General features: G+C 69.9%; 7 protein-coding genes and 1 pseudogene. 5 read left to right on the top strand and 3 right to left on the bottom strand.

The genetic code is table 11. The features are described from left to right. Window positions 1–18: 18 nt before the first annotated feature. On the bottom strand, window positions 19–1,215 hold the full coding sequence (locus E8A74_RS46070) for a glycoside hydrolase family protein (protein WP_136935539.1): 1,197 nt from the start codon (window positions 1,213–1,215) through the stop codon (window positions 19–21). A gap of 450 nt (window positions 1,216–1,665) precedes the next feature. Between E8A74_RS46070 and E8A74_RS46065 the strand changes: the two genes are divergently transcribed. Continuing rightward, a complete protein-coding gene (locus E8A74_RS46065; RefSeq protein ID WP_136935538.1) occupies window positions 1,666–2,313 on the top strand; it encodes a hypothetical protein in 648 nt (215 codons plus the stop codon). Here the strand turns inward: E8A74_RS46065 and E8A74_RS46060 are convergent. Beyond that, window positions 2,282–2,722 (bottom strand): hypothetical protein, encoded by a 441-nt coding sequence (locus E8A74_RS46060; RefSeq protein WP_136935537.1) that lies wholly within the window; start codon window positions 2,720–2,722, stop codon window positions 2,282–2,284. The genes E8A74_RS46065 and E8A74_RS46060 overlap by 32 nt on opposite strands. Window positions 2,723–2,827: 105 nt before the next feature. Next, window positions 2,828–3,484, bottom strand: coding sequence for a hydrolase (locus E8A74_RS46055; RefSeq protein WP_136935536.1), 657 nt, complete (start codon window positions 3,482–3,484; stop codon window positions 2,828–2,830). Between the two features lie 156 nt (window positions 3,485–3,640). Here E8A74_RS46055 and E8A74_RS46050 point away from each other — a divergent pair, with 156 nt between their 5' ends. From E8A74_RS46050 to E8A74_RS46040, 4 genes and pseudogenes are all read left to right on the top strand, one after another. Then, on the top strand, window positions 3,641–4,525 hold the full coding sequence (locus E8A74_RS46050; protein ID WP_136935535.1) for a LysR family transcriptional regulator: 885 nt from the start codon (window positions 3,641–3,643) through the stop codon (window positions 4,523–4,525). Window positions 4,526–4,953: 428 nt separating this feature from the next. Continuing rightward, entirely contained in the window at window positions 4,954–6,183 is a 1,230-nt protein-coding gene (locus E8A74_RS46045; RefSeq protein WP_136935534.1) for a hydroxymethylglutaryl-CoA synthase family protein, read from the top strand. A gap of 461 nt (window positions 6,184–6,644) precedes the next feature. After that, window positions 6,645–7,430, top strand: a complete 786-nt coding sequence (locus E8A74_RS53485; RefSeq protein WP_170229886.1) for a hypothetical protein — start codon at window positions 6,645–6,647, stop codon at window positions 7,428–7,430. Window positions 7,431–7,557: 127 nt separating this feature from the next. Further along, a pseudogene (locus tag E8A74_RS46040) lies at window positions 7,558–12,295 on the top strand (hypothetical protein); the annotation flags it as partial.

Genomic DNA, 12,295 nt, shown 5'->3' with positions numbered 1-12,295 from the left:
GGGGGCCGTGATCTGCGATCAGCGCGTCGTGGCTTCGCAGACGGTCACCTCGGGGACGAACACCGAGAGCACCTCGCCGCAGCGACAAGGCGAGTAGACGCTCCCGACGAACGTGCTCAGGTTGCGCCGGGATTCGAGCTCCTCGCCGTCGGGGAGGTTCACGACGAGCGCGCGTTTCTTGAAGGTGACGGCGAGCCCGTCGGCCTCGTGCTTGCCGGCGAAGGAGCCGTGGTCGAAGGCGCCGAGCAACGTGAAGAGCCCGTCCTCGCGCAGCTTGGTTCGCGTGGGCGAGCGGAAGCCGCGCGAGACCTGGAGGACCGGATCGAGCTGCGGCACGTCGCCTTCGAGCGGGAGGGTTTCGATCCGGGTCAGCTCTTGGTTGCCGAACCAGTGAATACCCCGGCGCCCGTAGAGCTGGAAGAAGTAGGGAATGTCGCCGCGGGCGAGCTGCTCCTTCTCGGCGTCGAGCAGCGGCGGCCAGAGCGAGGCGGGGCGGGCGCGCACGTACTCTTCGGTCCCGCGTAGGCACACCCGGATGGGCATCTCCCCGAGCTCCGGGAGGCCCGCGAATACGCCGGCGATCGCGCGCGCATGCCGTTCGAGAAAGACGAGCGTGCTCTGGTAGGCGCTCGCCATCGCGACCAGATCCGCCGGGTCGACTGGCTTGCCGAGGTAGGGCAGGGCGCGACGAACGCCGGCGGCGTGGCGACAGATCGCGGCGACCTCGGGATCGGCGTCCGGCAGGAGCTTCGTTTCGGTCGGGAGCGACAGGTCCGCGAGGATCATCTCCACGTCGAGCGGCGTGAACACCACGCGGCCGCGCCCATCGACGCCGAGCACGAGGTTCTCCCAGTGCAGATCGGCGACCCCGAGGAAGCTCCACAACGCGAGCGAGCGGCCCACGATCCGCGCGAGCTCACGCTTCTGGGCGGCGCTCGACGGCGCGGGCAGCGGCGAAAGCGTGACGGCCTCCACCTCGCCGCCGTCCCGCGCGCGGGGGGAGGAGAACGTCAGATCGGGGAGAAAGCCGAACACGTCAGCGCCGAGCCCCTCCCGCTCGACGGTCTCGGTGAGGAAGCGCCGGAGCGGGCTCTCTGCCGCGAGCAGGAGCCACTCCCAGAAGACCGTGCGGGGCTTGAGGATGCGGCCGTCGCGCCGCGTGACGCGGCGCCCGAAGTTGTGGGCGTCGCCGAGGTGGGTGCGTGCGTCAGCCATCGGGGGCGATTTTACACGGAAGTTGTTTGTCGGCACGGCACCGGGCGCGAAATCATCCTGGGTGGGGCACGACGAGCACGCACGTGATGTTGTCGGCTGCGTCGTGATGGTTTGCCCGGCCGAGGAGGCTCTGCACGGCGACGTCGAGGTCGCGATGCGCGCGAATCATCGCGACATCCATGGCGCGGGTGTCCCGCCCTGTGCCGCGGCGATACGGTTCCCCGTCCGCGTGTCGCGGACCGCCCACACCGGTCCGGGTTTGGCGGCGCGTCCCCTCGATTCCTCCTCATCACGAACGTGCCACGGGCGCCACACCACGCGCGCACGGCCGTGTCGCGCCCGACATCACGCGCGGTAGCTCGTTCGCACCCGCCTCATGGCGCGCCACGCATGCTTCGCAGGCCGAGCGGGCACGTGAATTGCCAGGGCAATACGAACGAGGAGCTTGCCATGAAAACGCGATTGTCGAAGACGTGCTTGGGGATCAGCGCTGCATTCCTGCTCTGTGCCGCGCCGGCTGCCGCGCAGGATGCCGTGGACGTGGACGCCGCGAAGGCGGGCATCGTGCCGTCCCGCGACGTCGCGGTGGGCGCCTACACGGGCCTTTTTGACGGCTACAATCGCGGCGGCCTGCTCGGCATCCAGGCGCGGTATCGGCTGGGGTTGTTCGAGGCCGGTGGGTTTGCCGAAGTCGGCACCGAGGCCTTCACGCATTATGCCGGTTTCGGGGCGACGGCGGGGCTCGCGTGGCGCACGTCCTTCGGCCTGCGCCTCGCCGCGAGCGGCGCGCTCGGGCTCCACGCCTATGAAAACGTGGGGGCCCGCTTCTTGAGCGCTGATCCGGGGGCCGACGGAACCACGCCTTTCGCGGGCGCGCGTGTCGGCGCGAGCTACATCTTCGGCCGCCGCCAGAATCACGTCGAGCTCGGGCTGATGGGGGTGTACGAGGGGGACCTCACGCGCTCGACGGTCACGACGTATTATACGCAAGAGGACTGGTTCGACGACACGCCTCGGGCCATGACGTCCACCCACACCCTCGGGACCCACCGGTTCGGCGCGCTCGTCACGGTCGGCTGGACGCGCGACTTGTTTTGACCTCGGCGGGGCACTTTGCTGCGAGCGCGCGCGCGGCGTCGCTGCGATCGACCTCGGCCACGCGGGAAAGCGTATGGTCGGGCTCGCGCCAGTACAGGCGCTCGGGCCAATCGGTGGGCGGCGCGAGTTGCGCCACGTCGAAGCAATGGACGTGCACGCCGCCGTCGCCCACGCTCGCGAGGCCGGCGTTCACGACGACGCGGCCCTCGTCGAGCGTGGGCGGGTAGGGGACGAGCACCACGCCCGGCGGGTCGCGGACCGTCATCACGAGGGTATCGCCGACCGCGAAGAAACGTGCTTCGCGGTCGGCGCGGACCGAGGCGTAGCCGACCATCGACGACGTCGTCGGGCTGCAGGCGCTGATTCCGAGGACGGCGAGGACGAGCGACGAGCGGAGGGCGCGGGTCATCCCGGGAGCCTTACCTGGGATGGGCCCCGGACGCGAGGGGTTTGCGACGTCCGGCGCCACGCAGGAACGCCGGCGGGGAGGGGACGAAGGGCTCCGCGGAGCGAGCTACTTGGCCTGATGGAGCCCGAGGAGCTGCCACTCCCAGGCGGTCACGACGCCGGTCGCGCCGCCATGTTGTCCCAGCAGATCGGCCATGCCCGCCACCGTCTTCTCGCGCGCCCAGTCGCGCTGCCATTCCCCGCCCACGGCCATCCACGTGATCGGCACGGCCCCCGCCTGGACCATACGCCGCACGGCCATATCGTGCGCCTCGGCCGTCACGCCGCCCGACGCATCGGTCACGATGTAGACGTCGTAGCCCTCGCCGAGCGCGTGGATGACCGGCATGGCGAGACAAATCTCGGTCCAGAGGGCAGCGATGATGAGCTTCTTTCGGCCCGTCTTCTCCACGGCCTCGACGACGCGGCGGTCTTCCCAGGTGTTGATGAACGTCCGGTTGATCGGCTTTTGCTCCGGGAACACGTCCTGCAGCCCCTTGATCAGGTAGCCGCCCCGCTCTTCGAGCACCGTCGTCAGGAGGGTCGGCACGCCGAACGCCTTGGCGAGCTTGGCCAGGCCGATGACGTTGTTCACGATCATCGTCGGCTCGTGGCTGTGAAGATTGGCGAATTGATACGGCTGATGGTCAATCAGGAGGAGCACGGAGCTCTCCGGCGTCAGCAGCGCATCGAGCCCGACCTTGGCGTTCCTTGAACCGCTCATGAAATCTCCTTTTTGGCGCTCGTCGGGCCCCGCGCACGCACGCGGGATGCACGTCACGAGCGCCTCGTCGTCGAAGACGCGTGCGGACCATGCCGGTGTTCATGCCCTTGCACTAGGGGGGGATTCCGGGTAGGACCGTTCCACCTCCGGAACGACATGGACCTGAACCAGATCCTCGTCTTCGTGCGCGTCGTGCAGGCCGGCAGCTTCAGCGCAGCGGCGCGGCACCTGGGCCTCCCGAAGTCGACGGTGAGCCGAAAGGTCTCCGAGCTGGAGGAACGGATGGGCGCGCGGCTCTTGCAACGCACGACCCGCAAGCTCAGCCTCACGGATGCAGGACGTATCTATTACGAGCGCACCGCGTCCCTCCTCGGCGAAATCGAGGAGGCCGAGCAGGCCGTCGGTCGCCTGCAAGCAGCCCCCCGTGGCCTCTTGCGCATGACGGTCCCGCTCGGGTTCGACATGCTGGGGCCCATCGTCGCCGAATACCTGGAGCGACATCCGGACGTGCAAATCGAAATGGTCTGCACCGACCGTCGGGTCGACCTCGTCGAAGAGCGCTTCGACATGGCGATCCGGGCCGGACCGCTCCAGGACTCGATGCTGGTCGCGCGCCACCTCGGCACGGCGAAGACCGCCCTCGTGGCGGCGTCGAGTTATTGCAAACGACACGGCACTCCGCAGACCCCGGCCGATCTTCAGAAGCACACCTGCGTCGCCTTTGGTGTCAACGCGACGCCGAACGTCTGGGTCTTCGAATCCGGCGGCGAGCGGAGCGAGGTTCGTATCACGCCGCGGCTGACCGCGAACGACCAGGAGCTCATTCGCGAGGCCGTCCTCGCGGGTGTCGGCATCGCCTGGCTCCCCGAGCACCTCTATACGGACGGCCTTCGCAAAGGACATTTGCGCCGCCTGCTCCCCGAATGGGGCACACCCGCCCCCGTGCCCGTGCACGCGCTCTACCCGACGACACGCCAGCTCTCGCCGAAGGTGGTCGCCTTCATCGATCTCGTCGCCAAGCGAATCCGAATTCACGGCTGATGGCCACGCTTCTGGAAGGCGCAGAGCTGGGGCGTTGCCCCAGACCCCACCGGGGCTGTCCGCCCCTGGACCCGGACCAGCGAGGCGCTGGACCCAGGGTCGATGAACTGCGCGATGCGCAGTTCATCGAACAGGCCCGGTCAAGACTGGCAACGGCGTTGCCCACCAAGACAGCCGCGCTGCGAGTTCGGCTGGCCCCCCGGCTTCTTCGTCGGCCTGTTTGAAAACCTGCGCACCGCGCAGGTTTTCAACCCTGGGTCCAGCGCCTCGCTGGTCCGGGGTCGAGGGGGCGGACAGCCCCCCGCGGGGTCCGGGGCAGCGCCCCGGGCGCGGCGGCCCCAAGCACAGACCCCTCCTCCCCCTCCGCTCCCTCGACCCTCCTTCGAGTCTCCTCGGCGTATGCACGCGCCTCCTCTAGGCTGCGCCGCATGAATGCCTGGAAAAACGTGTCCGACGTCGGCATCGACGCGATCGCTTTGAGCGTGCCCCGCGGGTATGTCGACCTCGCCGAGCTCGCCGAAGCGCGCGGGGTCCCGCCGTCGAAGTATCTCCATGGGCTTGGCACGCGCCAGATGGCGATCGCCGCGCCCGACGAGGACCCCGTCACCCTCGCCGTCAACGCGGCCCGCCGCCTCTTCGAGCGATCCGGCGCGAGCCCTGCGGAGATTGGCCTCTGCATCGTCGGCACCGAGACGGCCGTCGACCACTCGAAGCCCGTCGCCGCGTTCGTCCACGGCCTGCTCGGGCTGCCGAGCGCGTGCCGGATGTTCGAGGCCAAGCATGCTTGTTTTGGCGGCACCGCCGGCCTCCTCAGCGCCGTCGATTGGATCGCCTCCGGCTCGGCCCGCGGGCGCGCCGCCCTCGTCGTCTGCACGGACATTGCACGATATCCCCTTCGATCGGCCGGCGAGCCGACGCAGGGGGCGGGCGCCGTCGCCCTGCTCGTCCGGGAAAAACCCCGGCTGCTCTCGCTCGAAGTGGGCCAGACCGGCACCTTTGCGCGCGACGTGCACGATTTCTGGCGCCCGCTCCACCACAAGGAGGCCCTCGTCGACGGGCATTATTCGGTGCAATGTTATCTCGACGCCCTGGAAGGCGCTTACGATGCGTGGCGCCGCCTCGACGGCGCCACGGACGAGCCACTCGTGCGGACCTGTTATCACGTCCCTTATGGGAAAATGGCCCGCAAGGCCCACCGGCACCGCCGCATGCTGGATGGCGCGACCGAGCAGGCCGCCGACGCGTCCTTCGGGGTGGAGGTAGAGCCCTCCCTCGACCTGCCGTCCCGGATCGGCAATGTCTATACGGGCTCGCTCTACCTCGCGCTCGCGTCCCTCTTGAACACACAAGCGCGGGAGCTCGCCGGGCGACGCATTGGGCTCTTCAGTTATGGATCCGGCTGCTGCGCGGAGTTTTTCGCGGGCCGGACGGCGCCGGAGGCCGCCGCGCTCGTGGATCGATTGGACATCGACGGGCCGCTCCGCGACAGCCGGCAGATGACGGTCGCCGACTACGAGCGCCTGCGCGCGGAGGACGCCGCCGCCGACCGCCGCACGGCGCCGGAGAGCGCGCGGCCACGAGGCAAGGCGAATGAATGCGATCGCGCGGTGTATCTCGGGGTCGATGCGAACGAGCGGCGGGTGTACACGTACGCGTGACGAGGCTCCGGGCTCGGAAGCCTCCCGTCGTGCACCTCGCCTGGCGAGGATTGCCCCTGGAACGTTTCCCTCGTCCTTCTCGCTTCCTCTGGAGAGGCTAGGGGACGGCCCCGCTGCTCTCCTCGCCTGGCCATCACGCAGTTCGGAACCTTCCCCCCTCCTCCCAGCTCGCCTGGAACCCCGCCGGGAGCGCCAGGACCCCCCTCCCAGCTCGCCCAGGACCCCGCCGGCAACGCCAGGACCCTCCTCCTCGCCACGCTAGGACGTCGGGGGAACGTTCCCCCCTCGCTCCTAGCTTCGCCCGGACGCACCCCGGAGCACGCCCCGGCTCCTCCCAGCGCGACGAGGACGCCGCCAGGAACGTTTCCCCCTCGTGCGCGTCGCATCCATGCGCTTCTTGCCTTCGAAAGGGAAGGCCTGCTACGTTCGCCGGCAGACTCGGGGGGGAAACACGAGGACCCATGGGCGCCAGCTTGGAGCAGATCCCGCGCGCGGAGAAGCGCGACATCGTCAGGAAGATCAAGGAAAACCTCGAGGTGCGCGCCGCCAACGGCCCGCCGGAGCCGGGGCTCGACATCTACATCGGCGAATGCGCGGACGTCACCCACGCGCTCGACGCGCACGTGACGGGGAACGTGCTCGCCCACGCCGAGCGCGCCGCTCGGCTCGCGCAGCTCGAAGCCGCCGACGACGAGGTCGATACTGGCTATCGCCACATCGAGGGGTACATCGGCGTCGAGTCGCGGCGCCGCGTGAGCCCGAACCTCCTCGGCGCCCTCGCCCTGCACCAGGCCGCCTTTCCCAATGGCCTCGCGCACGTCGACGACCCGATCGCCGACGAGAACCGTGTCTGCCGCGAGGCCCTGCTCGTGCTCCGCGCGCCCGAGCACGCGGCCACGCTGGCGGCCATCGAGCTGCCGATCATTTGGCTGGATCGGTGGGAGGCGGCCATTGCCAAGAGTGATGCCTTGCTCGCCGAGGTCGAGCGGGCGCGCACGGAGAAGCGCGCGCACATCGAAGCAGGCCGGGATGCCGAGACGGAGTGGGTGGAGCTGATGGTGCGGCTGCGGCGCTACGTGTCGAGCCGGGCCAAGCGATCCGATGCGGCGCGAATCCAGGAAGGGAAGATGCTGCTCGCCCCGCTGCTCGATGCGATGGCGAAGCTGCGCGCAGGGGCAGCCGCGCGCGCGACGCGGAAGGAGAACGGCAAGCAGGAGACGCCGGCGGCGGGGGATACGACGGGCTGAGGAAGGCCGCGTCGGCTTCCGCGTCCGCTCCCGCGCCCGCCTTCGCGCCTCTGCCCCCGCTTTTGCGCTTCATCCTCCCGAAGAATCGCTTTACAGGACTCGCGCGAGGGGTCTAGCTTGCTCGATCATGAGACAGTTCCGCGAATTGCAAGCATACGACGGATTGTGGATCCGTCGCTTCTTCGCCGCCGCGGGGATCACCCTTGCCGCGTCGTGCGGAGCTGACACCTCTCCCCAGAGCCCGCCGGAGCCCTCGCAGCCGAAAGCGTCTTCGCCCTCTGCGTCGACCGTGATGCCGAAGGATCTCCGCGCGGCGTACATCGCCGCCGTGCAGGCGGGGGCCTCGGAGGCATTTGCCGCGCGGAGGACCGAGCAGGGTCGCTTCGTGGTCGACAACGAGGCCGCGCACTTCGTGACGACGCTCGACCGCGCGGGGGTGATCGTCTCCTCGGAGGAAGCGCCGTGGTCGTTCTCGATGCGCACGGCGGCCATGGGCTGCGAGGGGGCCATGACGCGTGTCTCCGAGGTCGAGCCGGAGGCCGAGGGAAATCGCGTCTCCTATCGCCACGAAGGGCTCTCGGCGTGGTACCTCAATGGCCCGCTCGGACTCGAGCAGGGGTTTGTCATTGCCGAGGCCCCCGCGTGCACCGGGTCGAAGGTCGTGACGATCGAGCTCCTCGGGGATCTTCGGGCAGAGCTCGACGACGCAGACGGCGACGGGCTCGGGCAGGTGATTCGCCTCGTGGATCCCGAGGGCCACGTCGCGCTCTCGTATGCCGATCTCTTCGTGAAGGACGCGCGAGGCGAGGCGCTCCCGGCGTGGCTCTCCGTGGAGGCGGGGGAGATCTCGATTCATGTCGACGACGCCGGGGCGATCTATCCGATCGAGATCGATCCGCTCCTCGGCACGCAGCAGGCGAAGCTCCTGGCCGATGACGGGCAGGTGGGCGACGGTCTCGGCTCTGCGGTCTCGGTCTCGGGCAACACGGCGATCGTGGGGGCGTACGAGGACGACGACAAAGGCGCCTCCTCCGGCTCGGCGTACGTCTTCGTGCGGAGCGGCGGCGTGTGGACCCAGCAGGCGAAGCTTCTGGCGAGCGACGGCGTGGCCAGCGATCGTTTTGGCTGCGCCGTCGCGTTGTCCGGGAATACGGCGCTCGTGGGTGCGCGGAGCGAGAATGCCAAGGGTACGGAGTCTGGCTCGGCTTATGTGTTCGTGCGGAGCGGCGCCGTCTGGACCCAGCAGGCGAAGATCTTCGCGAACGACGGCGCCGCGAACGATTATTTCGGCGCGACCGTCGCGCTCGAGGGGGACAGGGCGCTCATCGGGGTGTATGGCGACGACGATCTCGGCCCGGAGTCCGGATCGGCCTATGTGTTCGAGCGCAGCGGCACGGTCTGGACCCAGCAGGCAAAGCTCCTGTCGAGCGACATCTCGACAGGCGAGCAGTTCGGCTTTTCGGTCGCGCTGTCAGGCGACACGGCGCTCGTCGGGGCGCGCGTGGAGAGCGGCAAGGGCGCCGCGTTCACGTTCGTGCGCAGCGGGACGGTCTGGAGCCAGCAAGCGAAGCTCGTGGCGAGCGACGGACTTTCGGACGACGAGTTCGGTTTTACGTCTTCGATCGCGGGGGATACGGCGCTGGTGGGCGCGCCCAACCGGTCCGACAAGGGCTACGCGTCCGGCGCGGCGTACGTCTTCTTTCGCAGCGGATCCACATGGACCCAGCAAGCGAAGTTTTTGCCGAGCGACCTGGCGACATGGGACAGGTTCGGCGCCGCGGTCGCGGTGGTGGGGAACGTGGCGCTCGTGGGGGCGTACAACAACAACACCCCAAGCGGGGAGACCGGCGCCGTCTACGTGTACGAGCGCAGCGGCACCGTCTGGACGCAGCAGCCGAAGCTCGTGGCGACCGACGCGGCGGAGGGCGATCTGTTCGGCCTCGGGGTCGCGTTCTCGGGGAGCGTGGCGATCCTCGGCGCCCCGGGGGACGACGACAAGGGCCACATCGCCGGCGCGGCCTATGCGTTCGTGCTTCCGCAGAGCAACGGCTCGGCGTGTACGATCACCGCCGAATGCACGAGCGGCTTCTGTGTCGATGGTGTGTGCTGCAACAGCGCTTGCGGCGGAGGGGGCGCCGCCGATTGCCAGGCGTGTAGCACGGCGGCGGGGGCCGCCGTGGATGGGGTCTGCGCCGTCGCGGCGCCGAACGCGGTGTGCCGAGCGGCCGCGGGGAGCTGCGATGTCGCCGAGGTATGCGATGGCATGAGCGGCGCGTGTCCGAGCGACGTGGTGCTCGCGGCGAATACGGAGTGCCGCGCGGCCGGGGGGAGCTGCGACGTCGCCGAGGTGTGTGATGGGTCGAGCGGGGTCTGCCCCGCGGACGTCAAGATCACGGCCGGCACCGAATGCCGCGCCTCCGCGGGGGTGTGCGACGCGGCGGAGGTTTGCGATGGGTCGAACGCGGCGTGCCCAGCCGACGCGAAGATGCCTGGCAGCGTGTGCCGCCCGTCCGCGGGCGGGTGCGACCCGCTGGAGCTCTGCGACGGGACGAGCAATACGTGTCCCCCGGATCTGAAACATCCGGCGAACACCATCTGCCGCGGGACCTTTGGCGTCTGCGATCCGGCGGAGGTCTGCGACGGGACGAGCGACGCGTGCCCGCCGGACGCAAAAGCCCCGGCGGGGGCGCAATGCCGCTTTGCCGTAGGCGTCTGCGACGTCGCGGAGCAATGCGACGGGACGAACAATGGCTGCCCCGCGGACACCAAGGTCCCGGCGGGCACGTTATGCCGCGCGGCGGTAGGGACCTGTGACGTCGCCGAGACCTGCAACGGGTCGAGCAACAACTGCCCCACGGATGCCAAGGCCGCGGCGGGCACGTTATGCCGCGCGTCCGCAGGCGCCTGCGACGTCGCCGAGACCTGCAACGGGTCGAGCAACAACTGCCCCACGGATGCCAAGGCCGCGGCGGGCACGTTATGCCGCGCGTCCGCAGGCGCCTGCGACGTCGCCGAGACCTGCAACGGGTCGAGCGGGGCCTGCCCCGCCGATGCCAAGGTCGCCGCGGGCACGCAATGCCGCACGGCCGGAGGCGTCTGCGATGTCGCCGAGACCTGCAACGGATCGAGCAACACGTGCCCCGCGGATGTCAAGGTCGCCGCGGGCACGCAATGTCGGGCGGCGGCGGGTCCGTGTGACGTGGTGGAAGCGTGCAATGGGTCGAGCAATGCCTGCCCCACGGACGTCAAGGCCGCGGCGGGCACGGAATGCCGGGCGGCGGCAGGCGACTGCGACGTGGCCGAGGTGTGCAACGGGTCGAGCACGACGTGTCCCACGGATGTCAAGGTCGCGGCGGGCACGGAATGCCGCGGCTCGACGGGCGTCTGCGACAAGGCCGAGGCGTGCAATGGGTCGAGCGCCGCGTGCCCCGTGGATGCCAAGGTCGCGGCGGGCACGTTATGCCGCGGCTCGACGGGCGTCTGCGACAGCGCCGAAGCCTGCGACGGTAGCACGAGCGATTGCCCCGCCGACGCCAAGGTCGCGGCGGGCACGTTATGCCGCGGCTCGGCGGGCGTCTGCGACAACGCCGAGGCCTGCGACGGCAGCACGAGCGATTGCCCCGCCGACGCCAAGGTCGACGCGGGGACGCCATGCCGCGCCTCCGCAGGCGCCTGTGACGTCGCCGAAGCCTGCGACGGCAACACGAACGCTTGTCCGGCGGATGCCAAGGTCGCCGCGGGCACGCAATGTCGCGCCTCGGCAGGCGCCTGTGATGTCGCTGAGGCCTGCGACGGCAGCACGAGCGCTTGCCCCACGGACGCCAAGGTCGCCGCGGGTACGTTATGCCGCGCCTCGGCAGGCGCCTGTGATGTCGCTGAGGCCTGCGATGGCAGCACGAGCGATTGCGCCCCGGATGCCAAGGTCGCCGCGGGTACGTTATGCCGCGCCTCCGCGGGCGCCTGTGACGTCGCTGAAGCCTGCGACGGCAGCACGAGCGATTGCGCCCCGGATGCCAAGGTCGCCGCGGGTACGTTATGCCGCGCCTCCGCGGGCGCCTGTGACGTCGCTGAAGCCTGCGACGGCAGCACGAGTGATTGCCCCACCGACGCCAAGGTCGGCGCGGGGACGCAATGCCGCGCCTCGGCGGGCGCGTGTGACGTCGCTGAAGCCTGCGACGGCAGCACGAGCGCTTGCCCCGCGGATGCCAAGGTCGCCGCGGGGACGCAATGCCGCGCCTCCGCGGGCGAATGTGACGTCGCCGAGGCCTGCGACGGCAGCACGAGCGCTTGCCCCGCGGACGCCAAGGTCGCCGCGGGCACGCAATGCCGCGCCTCCGCGGGCGCCTGTGACGTCGCTGAAGCCTGCGATGGCAGCACGAGCGATTGCGCCCCGGATGCCAAGGTCGCCGCGGGCACGTTATGCCGCGCGGCGAGCGGCGTCTGTGACGTCGCCGAAGCCTGCGACGGCAGCACGAGCGCTTGCCCCCCGGATGCCGTCGCCGATGTGACGACGAATTGCCGACCTGCCGCGGGCCCTTGTGATGTCCCGGAGAAGTGCGACGGTGCAAACAAGGGTTGCTCGCCCGATGTGCTGGCGCCCGTGGGGGCCGTTTGCCGTGCCCCCATCGGCGAATGCGATGTCGCCGAGACGTGTGGCGGCATTTCGGTGAATTGCCCTGCGGACAACAACGCCCCCGATGGTACGATGTGCACGAGCGGCGTGTGCGTCGGCGGCGCGTGCATGAACGGTTCGGGCGGCTCCGGCGGTTCGGGCGGCTCCGGCGGTTCGGGCGGCTCCGGCGGTTCGGGCGGCTCCGGCGGTGCCGGCGGCGGCAGCGGCGGCTCCGGCGGCAGCGGCGGCTCCG

It is taken from the genome of Polyangium fumosum, from assembly GCF_005144585.1.
GTDB lineage: Bacteria > Myxococcota_A > Polyangia > Polyangiales > Polyangiaceae > Polyangium > Polyangium fumosum.
This window is presented reverse-complemented; position numbering and strand designations above follow the sequence as displayed.

What these genes read in the sequence shown, in the direction of transcription:
- E8A74_RS46060 (WP_136935537.1), bottom strand. Translation starts at nt 2,722, where the DNA reads ATGACCCGCGCCCTCCGCTCGTCGCTCGTCCTCGCCGTCCTCGGAATC.
- E8A74_RS46065 (WP_136935538.1), top strand. Translation starts at nt 1,666, where the DNA reads ATGAAAACGCGATTGTCGAAGACGTGCTTGGGGATCAGCGCTGCATTC.
- E8A74_RS46045 (WP_136935534.1), top strand. Translation starts at nt 4,954, where the DNA reads ATGAATGCCTGGAAAAACGTGTCCGACGTCGGCATCGACGCGATCGCT.
- E8A74_RS53485 (WP_170229886.1), top strand. Translation starts at nt 6,645, where the DNA reads ATGGGCGCCAGCTTGGAGCAGATCCCGCGCGCGGAGAAGCGCGACATC.
- E8A74_RS46055 (WP_136935536.1), bottom strand. Translation starts at nt 3,484, where the DNA reads ATGAGCGGTTCAAGGAACGCCAAGGTCGGGCTCGATGCGCTGCTGACG.
- E8A74_RS46070 (WP_136935539.1), bottom strand. Translation starts at nt 1,215, where the DNA reads ATGGCTGACGCACGCACCCACCTCGGCGACGCCCACAACTTCGGGCGC.
- E8A74_RS46050 (WP_136935535.1), top strand. Translation starts at nt 3,641, where the DNA reads ATGGACCTGAACCAGATCCTCGTCTTCGTGCGCGTCGTGCAGGCCGGC.